Source organism: Enterobacter cloacae complex sp. ECNIH7 (assembly GCF_002208095.1).
In the GTDB taxonomy this organism is placed as follows: domain Bacteria; phylum Pseudomonadota; class Gammaproteobacteria; order Enterobacterales; family Enterobacteriaceae; genus Enterobacter; species Enterobacter cloacae_M.
The window spans coordinates 1-21,186 of the sequence record NZ_CP017993.1 but is presented as its reverse complement, the minus strand read 5'-3'; the positions used below and the strand labels follow the sequence as shown (position 1 = coordinate 21,186).

Below are 21,186 nucleotides of genomic sequence, written 5' to 3'. Positions count from 1 at the left end.
TTGAATCATTGCTTAACTGCCTGTATCTGGCGGCGGAGCTGTGGGACTGGCTGGAGAAGCATTTGTCGGTTTTTAAGGCATTGGCGCGGATTTTAGTGTGACTTTAACATCCATGCATCTGGCTGCATGACTATGCACTAGTGTAATATCCAGCGGCTGCGTTTCTGGTGTTTTTTCGTCATGTCTGTCGCCACTTTCCTGAGTCTGGCACCGGAAACGCAGCCAACCCCGTCTCAGCGGTGCGGGCAACGGATGTTATGGTAAATAAGAGCGACCGTCCCGGTCGCTCTTGAAAGAGAATTCGGCCTTAGGTCAGTTTTCGCAGATACAATCATGTGGACTGCGGAGACATTCTTCGCACTCCTCACATATGCACTCATCCAGTTTTTCACCGCACTCGTCGCAACGTGAGCAGCTACAGTGCTCATCTAAATTTCCACAATCGCTGCAGCGCTCACAGACGCAGTCTGCCAGCTTCTCGTTGCAGTCATCGCAGAAGCCACAGGTACAGGCGCTGGCAGGGAGGGCACAAACATCGCAAATCTTATCCATTGGATCCATTTTATCTCACTTTTATTTTATCAGTGGCTGTGTGCGGGCGATTTCCCCAGCGCGATAGATGTGGATTTAAGTGCCATTTTTCAATGATTAAGGCAGCTAAAAAAGTGGTTTTTTAGGGCTTTTCAACGTGACCAGCACTGACGGGGATAAATACAGGTAAGCAATAATGCTCAGTCATGAAAAGGAGAATCCGATGGAGCAACATACCCCTGAATACTTACGACGTACCTTAGCTCATAACCGTGCCCTAATGGACGATATCATTAGCAGTGGCATGTCCAGGTACTACAACACGGAGATTGTGGATGCCGCATGTGAGGCGATAGAAGCTGAATTGGGGGTCTGAGGTCCAACCATGCGAAAAACCACGTTAAGAAAGCAACCTTCTGAAAAGGCGACGTTTATCAGTTTTTTTTCCGGCCATAAAGGGGGCGGAAATTATTCCCTGCACGGGTATTCGCAAGGATTTCGGTAGTGCTCTGGCTCTGCCCCCCATAACCTGGCGGACAGAGCATGATTGGGAAAGCGGTACCCTCACGGCAGAAACGATTGACGCAGGCTATATTTCTATTATTCTGGAAATATAGATAAAGGAGGTATTATGGATTTAAACACTGCTGCAAACGCACTTCGAGAACTGGGCCACCCGACACGTCTCAGCATATACCGGGAGCTGGTCAGGGCGGGTCATGAAGGCCTGCCGGTTGGCGAACTGCAGAAGCACCTTGAGATTCCTGCCTCCACGCTCAGCCATCATCTTTCAGCGCTGATATCCGCTGGACGGCACTGTTGCAAATAGTCGGTGGTGATAAACTTATCATCCCCTTTTGCTGATGGAGCTGCACATGAACCCATTCAAAGGCCGGCATTTTCAGCGTGACATCATTCTGTGGGCCGTACGCTGGTACTGCAAATACGGCATCAGTTACCGTGAGCTGCAGGAGATGCTGGCTGAACGCGGAGTGAATGTCGATCACTCCACGATTTACCGCTGGGTTCAGCGTTATGCGCCTGAAATGGAAAAACGGCTGCGCTGGTACTGGCGTAACCCTTCCGATCTTTGCCCGTGGCACATGGATGAAACCTACGTGAAGGTCAATGGCCGCTGGGCGTATCTGTACCGGGCCGTCGACAGCCGGGGCCGCACTGTCGATTTTTATCTCTCCTCCCGTCGTAACAGCAAAGCTGCATACCGGTTTCTGGGTAAAATCCTCAACAACGTGAAGAAGTGGCAGATCCCGCGATTCATCAACACGGATAAAGCGCCCGCCTATGGTCGCGCGCTTGCTCTGCTCAAACGCGAAGGCCGGTGCCCGTCTGACGTTGAACACCGACAGATTAAGTACCGGAACAACGTGATTGAATGCGATCATGGCAAACTGAAACGGATAAGGGGTCTGACGCTCAGTGGAACGAAAACTCACGTTAAGCAACGTTTTCTGCCTCTGACGCCTCTTTTAATGGTCTCAGATGTCCTTTGGTCACCAGTTCTGCCAGCGTGAAGGAATAATGGCCGAGCATATTGATATGTCCGTGGCAAAGCGGGGAGAGGCGTGCGATATCTTCATCATTCAGTGTTTCACCCTGCGCCCGGAGATGATCCAGGGCTGCCTGCATATAAATAGTGTTCCATAACACGACGGCGTTAGTGACCAGCCCCAGTGTGCCCAGTTGATCTTCCTGACCGTCGGTATATCGTTTTCTTATCTCACCTTTTTGACCGTGACAGATGGCTCTGGCAACGGCATGGCGACTTTCTCCCCGATTAAGCTGGGTCAGAATGCGCCGGCGGTAATCTTCATCATCAATATAATTAAGCAGATACAGCGTTTTGTTGATGCGCCCCACTTCAATGATTGCCTGAGTCAGTCCGGAAGGACGTTCACTTTTCAGCAATGAACGGACCAGCACTGAAACCTGTACTTTGCCCAGCTTCAGGGAGCCAGCGGTCCGGATCATTTCGTCCCACTGAAGGACTATTTTTCGGGGATCTGATTGCCCTCTGGCAATATCATTCAGCACGCCATAGTCGGCATCATGGTCCATTCGCCAGAAAACCGAAGCACCGGCATCAGCCAGGCGTGGAGAAAACTGGTATCCCAGCAGCCAGAAAAGGCCAAAGACAAGTTCGCTGGCACCTGCTGTATCGGTCATAATTTCGGTTGGATTCAGCCCGGTCTCCTGTTCCAGAAGACCTTCCAGCACAAAGATAGAGTCCCTCAGCGTCCCCGGTATAACGATGCCATGAAAGCCGGAATACTGATCGGACACAAAGTTGTACCAGGTGATCCCTCTGTTATTACCAAAGTATTTGCGGTTCGGTCCGGCATTGATTGTTCTGACTGGCGTAACAAAGCGCATTCCATCTGCAGATGCCACTTCTCCTCCACCCCATATCTGTGCCAGTGGCAGCGTTGCCTGAAAATCAACCAGTCTGGCATTAGCGCTGGTGATAGTTTCAGCCCGCAGATAGTTCGCTTTTGTCCAGTTCAGCCGGTGTCGGGTCAGTGCAGGAACATTTGATCTGATCAGTGGTTCCAGACCGATATTGGCTAAATTTGCCCAACGCGCCAAAAATGTAAAGTTAGCTTTAAATTCTAAAATCACTCACTTGAATTCTCGTTCTCAATCAGCGCTTGCTTCCAATATTCTGGTTCAGCATATCGAGCAACCAATGCATCGATATCTATTTTTGAGGTTGATGGACTAAACTCAAAATTGCCATACATATTGATGTGCTGCCATGCAACGGGCGAAATACTGTGAAGCTGAGCCAGTGCATTTTGATCTCCTACTGTTTGCTTCTGTTCATAGACACGAGATAGCAGCACTGTGTTGTAGTAAATGACCGCGTTGGTGATGAGCCGAGAGCATTCATTCCATATTTGCTGCTCCTCTTCTGTTTTTACTCTGAATTTTCCACCGTTAACAAATGCAACTGCTCGTCTAAGACGATGATAGGCTTCGCCACGATTTAATGCTTTTTGTACACATTGACGTAAGCCAACATCGTCGACAAAGTCGAGAATGTATAGCGTTCGGCATATGTTTTCCAACTCCCATAATGCTTTCTTGGTCTGATTCTGACGCGAATAGCTCGAGAGTTTGCGAACAATCGTGGCTTGAGTAACATCTTTTTGAGCTAGCGATGCCATGATCCGTTGAATATTGGGCCATTCACGTTCAATCAATTCATCGTTGGTTTTTCGGGCAGGCTTTATTAGCCAGTCACCACACTCATTGGGATGTTGTGAGCCGACTAACGTATCCATTTTCTTATGCAAATCACGATAACGAGGTGCAAAATGATATCCAAATGCATGCAAAATCCAAAAATTAACCTGATTGGTGCCATGGGTGTCAGTGGAATGCCGTTCTGGCTTTATATCAGAGGTATTGTTATGCAATAAATCGAAAACGTAATGGCTTTCATGTTCGTGAGTCCCAATAATCTTTGCATTTATAGGAACATGATTTGCAACCAACGTGTAGGCGCTGACACCTTTCTGTAAACCAAAATACTTGGGAGAATATCGAGCGTTAAGGGTGTTAATTTGCGTTTCTATCCGCTGACCATCGCTACTTGAATGAAGTGTGTCCTGAATATCATAGAGATGAAATGCGGGTAGCTGGCTGGTCGCATTACTAATCGCATCATTAGCCGCTCGTAATGTCTCCAAGCGTAGATAATTTCTTGATGTCCCCGCCATTGATGCTGAGCTAAGGCCTGAAACCTCAGCCATTTTTGCTAACCCCATGTTTGTTCCCATCGCAACAATACAGGCGAAAATTTCACGGGGATCAGCTTCATGCTTTACATAACGATCTAATACATGGGTAAATGCATTTAAAAATCCAGTATTACCCGCAACAAACCACAGTAGATCCGCAATACCAATTCCTGGTAACTGGCTGTAAAAATCGCTATTAACGGATTCATCACTGCTCGGATAAAGCAGCTTCCAACGACGCTTTTCGGCAGCCCCAATTACTTTAATATGTTTGTTGACCCCATCAGAAATATGTTGGTTAATCGCACTATAACGTGCTGCTAGCATAGTATGAAATACAGCCAGAGTATCTTGGATAGGGGCCAATAAAATGGGTGCACCAATATCTTGCAATACTCGTTCTTTATCCTGCCATCTAAGATCGCTTATTAAGTCATCTTCAAAGCGGCGAAATTCATTACTATGTTTAACGTACACATCACCCGCTTCCAGTGAGTTGCGTAGTAGGCGATAGACCAAAAACTCATAGCGATCTACATCAAGCGTTTTAAATGTTTTGCCCTCTTTACTAAACAAATATCGGCGTAAACCTTTAGGAATAATCTCAGTCGGAAATGAATTAGGGTCAGTTTGCCTTGGTGATTTTTCTGTGCGCAATAAGTTTTGTAAAAACGCGATAGCTTCAAGCAAAGGAGAGTCTTCTACACGTCCGGCAAAATCCAGATCAGTAAAAAGTTGCCTTAAGTTACGTTTGAATGTGGCGGATAATTTTGTGTAATGTGACCATTCAAATGCCGTTTTGTCGAAAGCAATATTGCGTAAGTAATCAGCAACTAATGGGAATCTCTCTTGTTCAAGCAATGCATAGGCTTTTTCTTTAATAATGGAAAAAGGTGTGTCATCGGTGATGGTGTCATCCGTAAACAGGCTCAATACATGACCCGCAGCCTGTAAATTTTTCGCTGCATTGGTAACCGCATTATTCATTGCTTCTTCAGCGGCACGCTTGGCCTGTTTCTCGTATTGATCGACCCAATGGAGCAATGCTTCAATTAAGTTGTCATTAATTTGCTGAAACCGATGAAAAGCAAAAAACAGCAGATATAACTGTGCAGTCTCTTTTTTCATGCGTTGAAGTTTATAAGTGGTATAAAACTTAACCATAGAAGCATAATACTTGCCGCTTTCATTGGAGATCCCCGCTGTTATGAGGAACTGCTTGGCAAACTCATGTAGAGGCTGGAAAAACTGCCGCCGTGCGACTTCATGTCGCAATTCTTTATAACTGAAATCTTTAGCTTCATGTTTTAATGCGCTGACGCGAAATACTCCTGACTCAGCCCGAAGCAAAGCCGCTAATTGCTGATCGATAAGTGAAGTCATGCAAGTGCTAAGTAATCGAGCAATACGGGTGCGTTCATAAGCCACCACTCTACCAATCATCTCTTGCATATACCGATAACTGGGCATGACAATACGGTGTAATGCTAAGTATTGGGTTAATTCACGAAAGATAAAGATAGGTTGTGTCGATAACATCGCAACCCGCTGTGCTTTATCTTCCAAATCAACTTTTACCTCATTATCACATTGTTTATACTGGAATAAATCAAGAATTGCTCGTTGTTGTTCAGCCCTAATCGGTCTTGAGGGACTTTTCAGTCTTGAAAGCGTTTTGGTGGGAAAGTACAGCGCGGCAATGTAATCCAAGTCATTTAGTACTGACGATTCTTGTTCATAACTGAAAAACTGCCGTTTGGCTTTGAAATAGCCCAGTTGCAATACTAAATGGGCTGCCACAGAAAACGTTCGGGTATTGTCGAATAGCTCGCGCTCTTTAGCACTTAAGTCAAAATATAATCGACGATCATCATCTGAGAAATGAGGTAATCCAAACAGTTCATCTATTTCATCAGTTGACAAAATAGATAGCCGCCGAACATCATTTTTCATGGTGCCCTCCCTATTTCACTACATCAAATAATTTCCCGCTCCGCGAGATGTGCAAGTGGAACCATACTTTTATGTAAGATCCCAAATACAACGAATTGATGCTCATGTTGGATGTAATAGATGACATGACTTGAATAAGGGAAGCTAAACACATTCATGCGTACCTCGGGTCTATTTTTCCCAAGGGTGGGTGTTTCAGCCAGCAGTTGAATCGTTTGTCTAAGTCCTGATAAATAGGTCTTCGACTGAGTCGTTCCCCATTGGGCTAACGTAAAGCGGTGAATACCTATCAGATCAGATTGTGCATCGGGCGTTAAATGATAAGTTACCGGCATTAGTCATACTGCCCTGCGGCCAGCTCATCAAAAAAGGTATTACCATCAACCAAATTGCCCATTTTGATGTCAGTTATGGCTTTCACCGCTTTGGATTGAAGCAAATGTAATTTTAGTGTCTCGATACTTTGGTATGCATCAGCTGAAATAACAACGGCCACAGGCTTGCCATTTTTATTAATTTGGATTGGAGCTTGTTGAGCTTTGAGCAACAAATCTCCAAAGTGAATTTTTGCTTCATTGGCTGAAAGAGTGTTCATTTATCACCTTTAAACGAATCGTTCGATTCGCTCAATTTACACCAGTTGGGCGATAAAAGTCAAAAATGCACCCTATCAAAATGTATACTATTTGATAGCTCTGGTTATTACCTATCAAAACTACTATCATAAGTGCATTATCAAAACCTTTAAAGAGATATGGTGATTTATGTCCAAAGTTGGTTATGCTCGAGTGAGTTCCACGGGTCAAAGCTTAGAAGTGCAACTGGGCAAGTTACATCGAGCTGAGTGCAATAAGATATATCAAGAAAAACGCAGTGGGAGGACGGCTGAACGGTCTGAATTTCAATCTTGCATGAGTTATTTACGTGAAGGGGATACCCTAGTGGTAACCCGACTCGATCGTCTTGCTCGCTCAGTCGTCCACTTAGCCCAGATTGCTTCGCGTTTTCAAAGTGAAGGTATTGATTTGCTCGTTATCGATCAGAACATTGATACGAGCACTTCGACTGGGAGACTCATGTTCAATATGTTGGCTGCTATTGCTGAGTTTGAAAATGACTTGCGGACAGAGAGGCAAGCTGAAGGTATCGCAAAAGCACATGAAAATGGAGTTAAATTTGGTAGGCCTGTAAAACTTACGGACACCTTAAAACAAGCAATTTATGATAAAAGAGCTGAGGGGGCCACTATTGGTCAGCTTGCCAAGGAGTATCACCTTGGAGAAGCTTCTATTTATCGGGCAATAAATTCAGTTAAGCAATCAATTGTTTCCCCCTACTCGATAGATGTTAAAGAGCTGCGAGATTATGGAAAATATAAAACGTGATTGATACTGACTATTGTATGTATTGACGTTTAAAATTAGCCTTACTGTATTAACGTAACATCAATAGGTATGATAAATTTTCCTTATCTAAAGAGCCTTAGCCTAACATTAATATTTCTACGAACAGTTAATGCAGCGAGTCACGGTAGGATCAAACATAAGCCGATTCAAATCGATATCTTCACCACAGACAAAACAGCTGCCATATTCATCGCTATTTATGCGCAATAATGCACCTTCAATAACTTGTAACTGATGCTGCTTGCGTCTCGCAGTTTCTAATTCCATTTGCTGTCCTTGCAATGCATCTATACGTGAAAGACGTCCGAGTCGTGATTGGTCAAGTTCGACAACTTGCACATCACTCGTTTGTGCTGCAATCTGCGCTAACAAACTTTCCAGCATTTGCTGTAACTGTAAATGCAGTTGTTGCTTTAGCTGCTCGTTCATTTCACCTCCAAACTTAAGCGTCAGAACCTATCTCTATTACTATGCACTAACCAGCGTCTTGGATACTGATTAGTGCAATATCAATAGCTGTTAGCGCAATAATAATAATGGGATATGGCTTTTACTGATCATCTTTGTGGTATTGCTTCCCACAAAAAACTCTCTTATCCGCGAATGGCCGTAGGCCCCCATCACCATAAGATCGATGTGATGCTCAAGTTGATAGATCTCAAGAGCCGTTTGAACTTCTCCCTGACAAACAGCGGTAACCACATTGAAATTCGCCGCCATCAGAGATTCGGTCACCAACGCCAGTTCTGCTGTCGCCTGTGATTGAGCATCAGACACCATCACCAAATGACATTCAAGCCCTTTTAAGAGTGGACTTGTTAGCACTTGATTAAGGGCTTTTTTCGCAGTAATGCTGCCATCGTAGGCAATCATAAATCGTTTCGGTGCTTCAAACTCTGTCATCACCACTAAAATAGGCTGCTTAACTGTGCGAATGACGTTTTCTAGATGGCTGCCAATCGCCTGCGCTTGATCTTGATGTTGCTCCCCTTGACGCCCCATCACCACCAATCTGGCATGGGATTCTTGCTCTAACAGGGTTTCGACTAAATCGCCGTGACGCTGCAAGGTTTTAACCACGACTGCAGGTTGTGCCTCCACGATGCGCGTTTGCGCATCTTGCAACATATACTTACCCTGCTCGAGTGCCAGCTTGCCCCGGCGCGCTTCGAGCTCAACCATTTCATTGAGCAAGTGCTCCCGTGTACCTAGGCCAATATTTCCCGACAGATCTGACTCTATCGGATAGGCTGACTTATCCAATACATGTAATAGGATTACAGGGGCATTCAGTTGAAAGGCGGCCCAGCCACTGGCATCACATACAGCGGATGTCACATTTGAACCGTCAATACAAGCAATCACATTTGTCATCGTTTTATTCCTTTGTTGTTGTGTTGCTAATGGCTTAGTGACCAGACATCATTTTTTCAACTTCTTCTGGCTTATCGTGTACCCCAAATTTATCGACTATGGTGGCACTGGCTTCGTTAAGGCCAATCAACTCAACCTCAGTCCCCTCGCGGCGGAATTTAATCACTACCTTGTCGAGGGCCGATACCGCGGTAATATCCCAAAAATGTGCTTGAGATAAGTCGATAGTCACTTTATCAACCACTTCCCTAAAATCGAATGAATTACTGAACTTATCTGATGAAGCAAAAAAGACTTGTCCAATAACCTGATAATGGCGACCAGTGTCAGCAGCAGTCGTTGTACTCTTAACCACCATAAAACGTCCCACTTTATTAGCAAAAAATAGGGACGCGAGTAATACACCTACAAATACCCCAATTGCTAAGTTATGGGTAGCGACCACGACCACAACCGTCGCCACCATCACAAGGTTGGTTGACATAGGATGATGCTTAAGATTACGGATTGAATCCCAAGAGAATGTACCGATAGCCACCATGATCATCACGGCAACCAGTGCCGCCATAGGAATAAGCTTTAACCACTCTCCTAAAAACACCACCATCACAAGTAAAAAAACGCCTGCAGCGAAGGATGATAAACGTCCGCGACCACCCGATTTAACGTTGATGATCGACTGACCAATCATAGCGCAACCAGCCATACCGCCCATTAAACCCGCGCCGATATTGGCAATACCTTGGCCCTTACACTCGCGATTCTTATCGCTTTGGGTATCGGTTAAGTCATCAACTATGGTGGCGGTCATCATAGATTCCAGCAAGCCCACCACGGCAAGGCCGGCCGAGTAAGGGAAGATGATCATCAGAGTTTCAAGGGTCAAGGGCACTTCAGGCCAGAGGAAAATAGGTAAAGTATCAGGCAGTTGTCCCATGTCGCCGACAGTACGAATATCTAACCCCATATAAACCGCAAAAAGCGTTAATCCGACAATACACACGAGAGGCGAAGGTACGGATTTACCAATCACAGGGATGAGTGGGAATAGGTAAATGATACCGAGGCCAGCTACCGTCATCGCATATACGTGCCAAGTCACATTGGTCAGTTCGGGCAACTGGGCCATAAAGATCAGAATCGCCAGTGCATTCACAAAACCCGTCACCACAGAGCGGGAGACGAAACGCATCAAGCTACCGAGTTTTAAGTAACCCGCAGCAATTTGCAGCACACCGGTTAATAAGGTCGCCGCGAGTAAATACTCAAGGCCATGTTCCTTTACTAAGGTCACCATTAACAGTGCCATCGCGCCTGTTGCGGCAGAGATCATGCCAGGACGGCCACCAGTAAAGGCAATAACCACAGCGATACAGAATGAAGCATATAGGCCGACCTTAGGATCGACACCTGCAATAATAGAAAAGGCAATTGCCTCAGGGATTAACGCCAGCGCTACCACAATACCGGCTAACAGATCTCCGCGTATATTGGAGAACCACTCTTTTTTCATGGTTTGAATCATGTTACTCACTCTGATTAAAATTAAATCAATAACAAAAGCTAACGCTAGCCATATACACAGATGTGCAAAGACAAGAGCTTTTTCGTCAACGTGACGAATCAATATTAGATTTATGGAGGTACAACAAAAGCTACCGAAGGGTAGATACTACGAACGGATCTGAGCGATCCAAAATGAAGGGGGTTAAACTAATGCGGCTTAAAGCTCATTACAGAAATTATCCTTACAACAGGTAAAATGAGTAAAATTTTGATTTTTAGCTATATACAGAAACACAATATAGAGTTAGGTAAGGATACCGTTCAGGTCGTTGAAAGTCAAAGGACCAAAATCAGATTAACTATGATCCGGTAAGCTGTAACGACTTAAATTCAGTGTTAATGAGCGTAACCAGATAAATTCCACATTAAAAACAAAAAAAACAGTGGCTTAATTTAGCTCAAGAGCTTAGTTATAAAGCTAACTTTACATTTTCGGCGCGTTGGGCAAATTTAGCCATATTGCAGGCTTCAGCCATCAGCACGGCGCTGATGCTGACGGGCAGATCATCAACTCTGGCACTGGCTTCACTGGCATGGAAAAACTCATCAGCAAATCCGGTATGGGCGTTAATTTCGAGCAGCAACTCCGTTAAATCCACCGGAGGGAGTAGATCACTGATCATTTTGCTCAGTCGTTTCAGACTGTCCGGCTCATCAAGACTGGCGAGGGGAGAAATTGTCAACCGGGGCTTCGGGCCAGAAACATCGAGTTCGACAGCCTCATTTTCGCAAAGACGTGCAGCAACCTGTCTGTAACGACTATCAAGCTGATGACCCAGAGATTTTATTGCTTCCTGCGGGTCTGTCGGGTGCCCCAAAGAACGATAAACCTTAATCCGGTTTGCCTGCCAGTCAGCACCCTGTAGTAATCTTGCACGAGGATCTCCCCACCGGTTACTGCCGGTAACGTAGACATCCCTCCGCCTCAGACTATCCTGCAGTTTACTGAGAAAGCAGAGCGTGTATCCCCTGCGGGTGATATGTTTTTCCTTGTTAATCACCAGCCGTTTCCATGACCGACTGATAATTTCCGTTGGTGCGTCGTCAAAAAACTGCCGCCGTGAGCTGAACTCCCGGCTGAGGTAGTCACAGGCATTCAGAGTGGTAACCCCGGCAGGTGCGGATGAAAATTTAACGGTATTCAGCAGATGGGGCAGGAAACGACGAACGCGCCCGTACTGCTCCACCATTTCTTCATGAAAATTATCGTCTGAGGGCCGGGCAATTTCACGGACAAGCGTGATGATTTCAGCCAGCTTTTGCCTTGGGATGTAGCTGAACACCTCAGCACGAATCGATTCGTCCGGTGTTTCTTCTTTCAGCAGGTACGAACATGCGCTGGCGAGCGCCAATGCAGATTTATCCAGATCCTTCAGCGAGCGGAGCCGTTTTTTCTGCCCAATCTTTCTGGCGTCACGGATGATAACGGCCAGCATGGCGTCCAGAACGGGGGGGTAAGCGGGAACCCCAGAAAATTCCGCCATTCCGCATTGTGGAATTTTTTGGGGGGGTGGTCCGCGGCATGACGACCCGCCAAAGGCTACCGCATCTATCTGAGGCGCTGTGGCGCGACGCTGAAACCCCGGGGAATTCCGCTACTCCAGTTCCAGGTCCGCAATAGTTCGTCCAGGTCGGGTGGCGTACGCCGGAAACGCCGATTTTTCCGCAACCGTTTCTGCGTTGTCGGCAAGGTGGTCTCAGAGAGCGCTCAAGAAGCGGTTTTTCTCGTATGTTTAGCTACGGTGGCCTAGGAGCCTGCGCGGCAGAAGCCAAATCGGCGGAAGATCGAGGACGATACGGGGATGGCTGCCAGTTACCTTCCTTACCGACCCGACCAATCCTATCTGCTGCCCCCTTCTCTGGGAGAGTGGCTACCTGAAGGGCATCTTGCCTACTTCATCAGCGAGACTGTCGATACGCTGGACTTGAGCGCATTCCACGCCCGGTATGCCGGCGGTGGTCCGGGCAATCAGCCGTTTCATCCGGCGATGATGGTCAAAGTGCTGATCTATGGTTACGCGAGCGGCGTCTTCTCTTCGCGCAAACTAGCCAGGAAGCTGTACGAGGATGTCGCGTTGCGTGTGCTGGCCGCTGGAAACTTCCCGGCCCACCGCACGCTGAGTGACTTCCGTGCCCTACACCTGACCGAGCTTGAGAATTTGTTCGTTCAGGTGGTGCAACTGGCGCGCGAATGTGGGCTGGTGAAGCTTGGCACGATCGCGGTCGACGGCACCAAGGTAAAAGCCAACGCCAGCCGCCACAAGGCGATGAGCTATAAGCGCATGAAGCCGGCCGAGGACGAATTGCATTGCGAGATCAAGGCGCTGCTTGATCGCGCCAAGGCTACCGACGACCAGGAGCGTAACGAGCCGGAGCTGGACATTCCTGCCGAGATTTCTCGCCGCGAGAAGCGCCTGGAGGCGATCCAGGCGGCAAAGGCGCGCCTGGAAGCGCGCCAGCGTGAAGCGGACCAGGCCCGGGGGCGCAGCGAAGACGATGGCCGCCGGCCTCGCCATCCGGATGGCTCGGACAAGGGCGGTGGCTCGTACAAACGCGAGTTTGGTGTGCCGGATGACCGTGATCAGGAAAGCTTCACCGATCCGGACAGCCGGATCATGAAACACGCCGGTGGTGGCTCCGAGCAGAGCTACAACGGGTACACAGCGGTCGATGCCGAGCACCAGATCATCGTGGCGGCGGAGTTGACCAACTGCGCCGCGGACAGTCAGGCGCTGCTGGGCATGCTGGCAGCAGTTCAGGCCAACACCGGAGAAATGCCGGCCCAGACGCTGGCGGATGCGGGATTCCGTAGTGAGGCTGTTCTGGCAAAGGTCGCCGATCACCACGGCGATGTCATCGTTGCCCTCGGCCGCGAGGGACGTGAAGATGCCAAGGTCAATGCCAAGACCCATCCGCATACGGCGGCGATTGCGGCGAAATTGAAAACGGAGCAAGGCGATGCAGCTTACCGCCGGCGCAAGTCGATCGTGGAGGCTCCGAATGGTTGGATCAAGGCGGTGATGGGATTGCGTCAGTTCAGCATGAGGGGCCTGGACAAGGTGCAAGCCGAGTGGAAGCTCGTCTGCATGGCGCTAAATCTGAGGCGAATGGCGTATCTGTGAGGGCGAAGGTTAAATGGGGCGGCTCAAATGCACCCCAGTCGTCATAACACGCCGCGCGCCGCAAGATTGGTATCCTTGGCGCCGACGCCTTGCCAATTGCAGAGAGCGCCGCCGCCATCGTCAGTGCTCTACAGAAAACCGGTCACACGGCTCTGCCGCGCAGACTCCTAGCCTAAATGTGACAGTGGTTGGTAATCCATGCCGCCCGCAAGGGCGGCGGTGGTGGGCCAATAGATGATTTTCAGAGCCTTACTGCCCGTTGACGCCCAATCCCTCGAGCGCGAGTCTAGCCGCAGCGGCGATGACGGCCTCGCTGTGCTTGTCATCCTTGTTAGGCGCCCGGGTGTAGACGGCCAACACAATAGGTGCGCGCCCAGTGGGCCAGACGACGGCATAGTCATTTGCCGTGCCATACACTCCGCAGGTTCCGGTTTTGTCTCCGACTGCCCAGTCTGCCGGCACCGCCGCGCGGATGCGGTGGTTGCCGGTCGTGTTTCCCTTTAGCCAATCAACAAACTGCTGCCGCTGCGGCGCAGCCAGTGCAGAGCCCAGTGTCAGTTTTTGTAAGCTTTCCGTCACGGCGCGCGGCGATGAGGTATCGCGCGCATCGCCTGGGATGGCGGAGTTCAGCTCCAGCTCCCAGCGGTCCAGACGGAACGTGGTATCGCCGATAGAGCGCATGAAGGCCGTCAGCCCGGCCGGGCCGCCCAACTCCTTCAGCAACAAATTGGCGGCGGCGTTATCACTGTATTGCACGGCGGCCGCGGACAGCTCCGCCACCGTCATGCCTGTTGTCAGATATTTTTCCGAGATGGGTGACCACGGAACCAGCGCATTTTTGCCGTAACGGATGGGTGTGTCCAGCAAGCCGGCCTGCTGCTGGCTGCGAGCCAGCACAGCGGCAGCAAGAAAGCCCTTGAATGAGCTGCACAGTGGGAAGCGCTCCTCAGCGCGGTAACTTACAGTTGCGCCTGAGCCGGTATCCATCGCGTACACACCGATGGAGCCGCCAAAGTCCTGTTCGAGTTTAGCGAATGGTTCCGCGACGAGGTTGGTCAGCGCGGTGGCAGAAAAGCCAGCCAGCGGCCATGAGAGACAAGACAGCAGAACTAGACGGCGATACAGTGACATCAACGATATTCCTTGTTTGAAGGTGGAGCTAGGTGTAGCGGCCGGATGTAATCAGGCCGCTACAGCTGGGATTATCACCGAGCGGCAAGCCGCTCCCTCTCCAGAGGCTGTAACGGCTGTAACTGCCCCGGATGGGCACACATCGGGTTGGTAAGTCCCTGGCACCACAACGTCCAGCGCTATTGAAAAACGAATCAGGTCGGCGTTCATGGGTCGGCCACCTCGCCTGACCTCGGCATCCACGTTACGGACGGCCTCAGGAAGTCCTGGCCAAGCCCCGACTATTGGGGCGCGAAGATAGCACCGAGGGTACGCCGGTGTCAACACCAACTGAAAACTGACCCACTTTACCCCTGAATCACCAAAGTAATACTGACCCACCTGGATCATTCGGGTTTGGAATTTTTCCTGACCACTCCCGCCTTCCTCTTGTCCTTCAAGCGGTAGCTTTCGCCGCTCAGGGTCAGGATATGGCACTGTTGCAAAGTTAGCGATGAGGCAGCCTTTTGTCTTATTCAAAGGCCTTACATTTCAAAAACTCTGCTTACCAGGCGCATTTCGCCCAGGGGATCACCATAATAAAATGCTGAGGCCTGGCCTTTGCGTAGTGCACGCATCACCTCAATACCTTTGATGGTGGCGTAAGCCGTCTTCATGGATTTAAATCCCAGCGTGGCGCCGATTATCCGTTTCAGTTTGCCATGATCGCATTCAATCACGTTGTTCCGGTACTTAATCTGTCGGTGTTCAACGTCAGACGGGCACCGGCCTTCGCGTTTGAGCAGAGCAAGCGCGCGACCATAGGCGGGCGCTTTATCCGTGTTGATGAATCGCGGGATCTGCCACTTCTTCACGTTGTTGAGGATTTTACCCAGAAACCGGTATGCAGCTTTGCTGTTACGACGGGAGGAGAGATAAAAATCGACAGTGCGGCCCCGGCTGTCGACGGCCCGGTACAGATACGCCCAGCGGCCATTGACCTTCACGTAGGTTTCATCCATGTGCCACGGGCAAAGATCGGAAGGGTTACGCCAGTACCAGCGCAGCCGTTTTTCCATTTCAGGCGCATAACGCTGAACCCAGCGGTAAATCGTGGAGTGATCGACATTCACTCCGCGTTCAGCCAGCATCTCCTGCAGCTCACGGTAACTGATGCCGTATTTGCAGTACCAGCGTACGGCCCACAGAATGATGTCACGCTGAAAATGCCGGCCTTTGAATGGGTTCATGTGCAGCTCCATCAGCAAAAGGGGATGATAAGTTTATCACCACCGACTATTTGCAACAGTGCCCAGTCCACGCCTCAGAACTTGTGGGCTCGCTTTTAAAAAGTTCCCGTCCGTCAGGGCTGGCGCAGGCGATTATGGAGGTGGGACGGGTCAACAAGACGCTGTACCTCCTCAACTACATTGATGATGAAGAATATCGTCGCAGGATACTGACTCAGCTTAACCGGGGAGAAGGCCGTCACGCCGTGGCAAGGGCGATCTGTTACGGCCAACGTGGTGAGATTAGAAAACGTTACCGTGAGGGGCAGGAGGATCAACTGGGTGCGCTGGGGCTTGTCACTAACGCAGTTGTATTGTGGAACACGCTTTATATGCAGGAAGCGCTATCACATTTGCGCAGCGCTGGTGAGATCCCGGAAGACGAGCATATCTCACGCCTGTCGCCACTGATGTACGGTCATATCAACATGCTGGGACATTATACGTTCACGCTGCCGGAAAATATTCTGAAGGGAGAGTTGAGGCCATTAAATTTCAATTCAAACAATGAATTATTGCCTTAACGTGGTTTTTTACACGATTGAACCTCGAACCCCAATTGCGACGACGAGGAATTTTGTAAGAGACAAAGCCCGCTTATGCGGGCTTTGTCGTTACTGGCGCTTCTGTTACTCAGTGTTGTCTGGGGTTCGGTAGATCTGTAGCCAGTACCTGCCAGGTGCGCTCGTTGGTGGTGCGAACTCATTATCGCGAATGGTGCAGTATCGTCCATATTTGCGGGTAACAGTATGAGTGTTTGTGTTGATGTCACATTCTTGGAATGAGCCACCATCACGACCTATTTTGCCATGTGGTCCTACATAAATTGCCATTTTGTTCTCCTTTTTAGAGCCTTGTATGGGCATCTTATTGGTGTTCAAACAACAATCATTTCAAGATCTAAGAACTGAACTAAAAATCAAACTAAAGGTAGGTATGCGGGGGTTTTACGGCAAAAAGCCCGCACGAGCGGGCTTTTACTTATGGAAACATCGGATGAAGGTGTTCTAGCGTCTCGGATAAAGTTTTACGACTTTTCGAGAGGCTGTACTGAGCCTGCATATTAACCCACGACTCTGCAGAGCGGCCTATAACTTTAGATAGTCGAAGAGCCATCTCATAACTAAGATCAGTTTTTCCATTGAGCAATCTACTTAATGCAGATTGTGATACTTCAAGCTTATCAGCTAACTCTGCGGCAGGTATTTCGAACGGTTCCATGAACATTTCCCTGATGAATTCACCGGGGTGTACAGGATCGTAAAGATTTATCATGCCTTCCTCTATTGGTTTTGTATTTGATTACACAAAACATTTTGTTTCTTTCGCGTTGCGCATTGCACAATACGCAAGTGTCTGTTATTGACAAAAAAAGCAGTAAGCTTTAGGATGCTCGGTGGAGCAGAAAGCTACCGCTGATATGGTGTCTTTACCGACTTTTTCAAGGCGCCATATTGTACGGTTAGCGCTCTTGGAAGTCAAACGAGGTAATCGACCTCAGAGACAAAGTTACGTCAATTATTTTAATAATGCAAGGGGTTCAAATGGACGCTGTCAAATTGTTTTCTGTTTATAGAGATAGATATCGACGAAAATTTTATGGAGATGATTGATGATAAAAAACATAAAGCATAAAGGGCTTCGGAGTTTTGCTGAAAACGGTAACACCGCCGGAATTCAGCCTCACTTAGCGAAAAAACTTCGCATGATATTGACTACGCTAAGCACCGCAACATGTCTTCAAGATATTGTGGATGTAAGGGCGCTGGGGTGTCACCCCCTAAAAGGTGAACGTAAAGGTGAGTTTTCCGTAGAGGTTAACGGAAACTGGAGGGTGGTTTTCAAGGTGGAAGAACCAAACGTCTTAGACGTTGATCTTGAAGATTACCATTAGTAATCAATAAGTAAGTTACTAATCCATCCTAGTGGCAATATGGATGGATTAGGGACTTTATTCAAAAATAAGTACCTCTGGAGGATTTATGAGAGCCTTTATGATTTTGTTGTTCCCTTTGCTTTGTGTAGTCATTGCTGGGGTTCTTGCTGTTCGTGGCCTAGATGGGTGGGGATGGTTCCTGTTTGCAGCTGTTTTGTGTACTGGTGTTGATACGGTGCAGAAACATGTCTCTAACAAGAATAATTCTGTAAGCGATTGAGGCTTTCAGGGTTCTTCCTTGACTGATTAAATCGACAAAGCGTATCTTATGTTCGAAACGAAAAAACCGCCTGGGGAGGCGGTTTTTTCGAGGGTTCAGTAAGTTGGGGAACTTCTGAACCGTGGTAACAGGGTGTACAAGACCGCTGAAACCAAATTCTGTCCTTCCAGTTTAGCCTCAGTATGGCTCTGACTTCAAGAACTCTGCATCAGTAATCTCTTGTACACCCTCTTACCAATGGCCGCAGCCAGTGGCGTTTTGTTGTGTCTTTCCGGGTTGGACTCAAGTCGATAGTTACCGGATAAGACGCTGCGGTCGGACTGAACGGGGGGTTCGTGCATACAGTCCAGCTTGGAGCGAACTGCCTTCCCGGAACTGAGTGTCAGGCGTGGAATGAGATAAACGCGGCCATAACAGCGGAGTGACACCGGTAAACCGAAAGGCAGGAACAGGAGAGCGCACGAGGGAGCCACCAGGGGGAAACGCCTGGTATCTTTATAGTCCTGTCGGGTTTCGCCACCACTGATTTGAGCGTCAGATTTCGTGATGCTTGTCAGGGGGGCGGAGCCTATGGAAAAACGGCTTTGTCGTGGCCTTCTCGCTTCCCTGTTAAGCTTCTTCCTGGCATCCTCCAGGAAATTTCCGCCCCGTTCGTAAGCCATTTCCGCTCGCCGCAGCCGAACGACCGAGCGCAGCGAGTCAGTGAGCGAGGAAGCGGAATATATCCTGTATCACATATTCTGCTGACGCACCGGTGCCGCCTTTTTTCTCCTGCCACATGAAGCACTTCACTGACACCCTCATCCGTGCCAACATAGTAAGCCAGTATACACTCCGCTAGCGCTACGTGACTGGTTCAGGGCTGCGCCCCGAAACCCGCCAAAAGCCTGACGCGCCTGCGGCTTGTCCAACCCCGCGCCGACCGGGAAAGGCTTTCCCGCCCGTCCCGGCGTTATCAGGAGGCCGGTTTGTCAGAGAAACGGAGCAAGATGCTCACCATGTGGGTGACGGAGGACGAGCACCGGCGGCTGCTCGAGCGCTGTGACGGCAGGCAGCTGGCGGCGTGGATGCGGCAGATCTGCCTGGACGAAAAGCCGGCACGTTCCGGAAAGCTCCCCTCACTCTCGCCGGCGCTGCTGCGCCAGCTTGCCGGCATGGGCAATAACCTGAACCAGATAGCCCGCCGTGTTAACGCCGGCGGCGGCACCGGCCATGACAGGGTACAGATTGTGGCGGCGCTGATGACCATCGATGCCGGCCTTGAGCGGCTGCGGCACGCCGTTCTTGAGAAAGGAACGGACGATGATCGTTAAATTTCATCCGCGCGGCCGCGGCGGTGGCGCCGGGCCGGTGGACTATCTGCTGGGTAAAGACCGGCAGCGTGAAGGCGCCACCGTCCTGCAGGGGAAGCCGGAAGAAGTCCGGGAGCTGATTGACGCGTCGCCTTACGTTAAGAAATACACCTCCGGCGTTCTGTCGTTTGCGGAGGCCGATCTGCCTCCCGGCCAGCGGGAAAAACTGATGGCCAGCTTCGAGCGGGTTCTGATGCCCGGACTCGATAAAGATCAGTACAGCATTCTGTGGGTGGAGCACGCGGACAAGGGGCGTCTGGAGCTGAACTTTCTGATCCCCAATACCGAGCTGCTGACCGGCAGGCGGCTCCAGCCTTACTACGACCGCGCCGACCGGCCGCGCATCGATGCCTGGCAGACTATCGTGAACGGCAGACTGGGGCTGCACGACCCGAACGCGCCGGAAAACCGCCGGGCGCTGGTCACGCCGTCCGGGCTGCCGAAAACGAAGCAGGAGGCCGCAGAAGCCATTACCCGGGGACTGCTGACCCTTGCTTCGTCCGGGGAGCTGAAAAGCCGTCAGGATGTCACTGACACTCTTGAAGGTGCAGGTTTTGAGGTGGTGCGCACCACGAAAAGCAGTATCAGCATTGCCGACCCGGACGGGGGGCGAAACATCCGACTGAAGGGAGCCATCTATGAGCAGTCTTTTAACGCTGGCGAAGGACTTAGAGCAGCAATCGAAAGCGCAGCAGCAGAGTACCGGCGAGATGCTGAAAGCCGCATTCAGCGAGCACGAGCAGTCTGTCAGAGCGGAACTGAGCGCAAGCGCGAGGAGAATCAGCGACGCCATCCTCGCCCACGAGCAGAGTATGAGCGAGGCGATGGAGAAAAACCGGCGGAGCGTACTGCGGACTGCCGGGCGGACATGGCTCACCATCCTGATGGTGTCAGCGCTGCTGATCGGCACGAGCGGGAGCATTCTGTGGTGGCAGGGGCAGCAGATAACCGACAATTACACGCATCTTCGTCAGCAGGAAGATACCCTGGCGAAAATGACCGCCCGGACGTGGGGAGTGCGCTATCAGGAGAGCAGCGACGGCCGGAGGTTTCTTATCCTGCCGCCGGGGATACAAACCGAAGCCATCCCTTACGACGGGACGACATGGATCCGCCTGAAACAGGAGTAGCTGAAAATGACAGAGCTGGAAAAGCAGTTGCTGAGCGCATTAGAGCAGCTACAGCAGGACTACTCGCAAAGGCTGGACGAATGGGAGAGCGCCTTCGCGGAATGGCGGAGCATGTGTGGGCTTATGCAACGGGAGAACGCGGTGCTGAACGAGCGCGTGTCGGACTTGAGCACGCAGGTGCTGAGTTTAAGCGAGCAGCTGCGCCGCTTGTCCGGGAACTGAATGCCATCGAGCTCCGGCAGAGGGAGAATGAGTATCAGAAAACACTGGAGCTGGAGCGCCAGCCGCAGAAAACCTACCGCGGGCCGACACTTTAAACCATCCAGGCAGCTGACAACCCGCACGAAGAGGGGCTCTTATTTCTCCCGCTAAATAGGTTCGTGATCAAAAAGGTCACGACTTATTCAGGAGCGGGAAATGAAGCTGTTAAATCTTA

At 49.8% G+C, this 21,186-nt stretch carries 14 protein-coding genes and 6 pseudogenes; 8 read left to right on the top strand and 12 right to left on the bottom strand.

What is annotated here, in order from left to right; genetic code table 11:
- Nucleotides 1-1,162: 1,162 nt before the first annotated feature.
- A pseudogene (locus tag WM95_RS27040) lies at nt 1,163-1,342 on the top strand (ArsR/SmtB family transcription factor); the annotation flags it as partial.
- A 64-nt stretch (nt 1,343-1,406) separates the two neighbouring features.
- Nucleotides 1,407-1,967, top strand: a pseudogene (locus tag WM95_RS27035) (IS6-like element IS26 family transposase); the annotation flags it as partial.
- A gap of 19 nt (nt 1,968-1,986) precedes the next feature.
- Here WM95_RS27035 and WM95_RS27030 read toward each other — a convergent pair.
- The 4 genes and pseudogenes from WM95_RS27030 to WM95_RS27015 all read right to left on the bottom strand — a co-directional run.
- Nucleotides 1,987-3,123, bottom strand: a pseudogene (locus WM95_RS27030) (Tn3 family transposase); the annotation flags it as partial.
- 41 nt (nt 3,124-3,164) lie between these two features.
- Nucleotides 3,165-6,245 carry a Tn3 family transposase gene (locus tag WM95_RS27025; RefSeq protein WP_011787830.1) on the bottom strand — a complete coding sequence of 1,027 codons (3,081 nt, stop codon included), beginning with the start codon at nt 6,243-6,245 and terminating at the stop codon, nt 3,165-3,167.
- A gap of 23 nt (nt 6,246-6,268) precedes the next feature.
- The gene (locus WM95_RS27020) at nt 6,269-6,580 is read right to left on the bottom strand and encodes a type II toxin-antitoxin system RelE/ParE family toxin (RefSeq protein ID WP_011918375.1); all 312 of its coding nucleotides are present in this window, start codon (nt 6,578-6,580) and stop codon (nt 6,269-6,271) included.
- A complete protein-coding gene (locus WM95_RS27015; RefSeq protein WP_011787805.1) occupies nt 6,580-6,840 on the bottom strand; it encodes a type II toxin-antitoxin system Phd/YefM family antitoxin in 261 nt (86 codons plus the stop codon). Before WM95_RS27015 ends, WM95_RS27020 begins: the two co-directional genes overlap by 1 nt.
- A 169-nt stretch (nt 6,841-7,009) precedes the next feature.
- On the opposite strand from WM95_RS27015, the gene WM95_RS27010 reads away from it, so the two are divergent.
- Nucleotides 7,010-7,630, top strand: a complete 621-nt coding sequence (locus WM95_RS27010; protein ID WP_011787804.1) for a recombinase family protein — start codon at nt 7,010-7,012, stop codon at nt 7,628-7,630.
- 117 nt (nt 7,631-7,747) lie between these two features.
- Here WM95_RS27010 and WM95_RS27005 read toward each other — a convergent pair whose 3' ends face one another.
- From WM95_RS27005 to WM95_RS26990, 4 genes and pseudogenes are all read right to left on the bottom strand, one after another.
- Complete coding sequence (locus tag WM95_RS27005; RefSeq protein WP_011787803.1) at nt 7,748-8,080, bottom strand: TraR/DksA family transcriptional regulator; 333 nt, start codon at nt 8,078-8,080, stop codon at nt 7,748-7,750.
- 90 nt (nt 8,081-8,170) lie between these two features.
- Nucleotides 8,171-9,025, bottom strand: coding sequence for a universal stress protein (locus tag WM95_RS27000; RefSeq protein ID WP_011787802.1), 855 nt, complete (start codon nt 9,023-9,025; stop codon nt 8,171-8,173).
- 34 nt (nt 9,026-9,059) lie between these two features.
- Nucleotides 9,060-10,550 carry a SulP family inorganic anion transporter gene (locus tag WM95_RS26995; RefSeq protein ID WP_011787801.1) on the bottom strand — a complete coding sequence of 497 codons (1,491 nt, stop codon included), beginning with the start codon at nt 10,548-10,550 and terminating at the stop codon, nt 9,060-9,062.
- Between the two features lie 496 nt (nt 10,551-11,046).
- A pseudogene (locus tag WM95_RS26990) lies at nt 11,047-12,039 on the bottom strand (Tn3 family transposase); the annotation flags it as partial.
- A 354-nt stretch (nt 12,040-12,393) separates the two neighbouring features.
- On the opposite strand from WM95_RS26990, the gene WM95_RS26985 reads away from it, so the two are divergent.
- Nucleotides 12,394-13,713 (top strand): IS1182-like element ISKpn6 family transposase, encoded by a 1,320-nt coding sequence (locus WM95_RS26985; RefSeq protein WP_004152397.1) that lies wholly within the window; start codon nt 12,394-12,396, stop codon nt 13,711-13,713.
- Nucleotides 13,714-13,962: 249 nt separating this feature from the next.
- Here the strand turns inward: WM95_RS26985 and WM95_RS26980 are convergent, their stop codons facing one another.
- From WM95_RS26980 to WM95_RS26965, 3 genes and pseudogenes are all read right to left on the bottom strand, one after another.
- Nucleotides 13,963-14,844, bottom strand: coding sequence for a carbapenem-hydrolyzing class A beta-lactamase KPC-2 (locus tag WM95_RS26980; protein ID WP_004199234.1), 882 nt, complete (start codon nt 14,842-14,844; stop codon nt 13,963-13,965).
- Between the two features lie 386 nt (nt 14,845-15,230).
- Nucleotides 15,231-15,329: pseudogene (locus WM95_RS27365) on the bottom strand (AAA family ATPase); the annotation flags it as partial.
- A 39-nt stretch (nt 15,330-15,368) separates the two neighbouring features.
- A complete protein-coding gene (locus WM95_RS26965; protein WP_001067855.1) occupies nt 15,369-16,073 on the bottom strand; it encodes an IS6-like element IS26 family transposase in 705 nt (234 codons plus the stop codon).
- A gap of 65 nt (nt 16,074-16,138) precedes the next feature.
- On the opposite strand from WM95_RS26965, the pseudogene WM95_RS26955 reads away from it, so the two are divergent.
- Nucleotides 16,139-16,636 (top strand): annotated as a pseudogene (locus WM95_RS26955) (Tn3 family transposase); the annotation flags it as partial.
- Nucleotides 16,637-17,093: 457 nt separating this feature from the next.
- Here WM95_RS26955 and WM95_RS26945 read toward each other — a convergent pair.
- Nucleotides 17,094-17,387, bottom strand: a complete 294-nt coding sequence (locus tag WM95_RS26945) for a HigA family addiction module antitoxin (protein WP_000609279.1) — start codon at nt 17,385-17,387, stop codon at nt 17,094-17,096.
- Nucleotides 17,388-17,724: 337 nt separating this feature from the next.
- Here WM95_RS26945 and WM95_RS26940 point away from each other — a divergent pair, with 337 nt between their 5' ends.
- The 3 genes from WM95_RS26940 to mbeA all read left to right on the top strand — a co-directional run bounded on the left by WM95_RS26940 (nt 17,725) and on the right by mbeA (nt 21,067).
- The gene (locus WM95_RS26940) at nt 17,725-18,006 is read left to right on the top strand and encodes a type II toxin-antitoxin system RelE/ParE family toxin (RefSeq protein WP_000594459.1); all 282 of its coding nucleotides are present in this window, start codon (nt 17,725-17,727) and stop codon (nt 18,004-18,006) included.
- A 1,230-nt stretch (nt 18,007-19,236) separates the two neighbouring features.
- Entirely contained in the window at nt 19,237-19,581 is a 345-nt protein-coding gene (locus tag WM95_RS26920; protein ID WP_045342092.1) for a MobC family plasmid mobilization relaxosome protein, read from the top strand.
- Entirely contained in the window at nt 19,571-21,067 is a 1,497-nt protein-coding gene (gene mbeA, locus WM95_RS27960; protein WP_047719615.1) for a plasmid mobilization relaxase MbeA, read from the top strand. Before WM95_RS26920 ends, mbeA begins: the two co-directional genes overlap by 11 nt.
- Nucleotides 21,068-21,186: the final 119 nt, after the last annotated feature.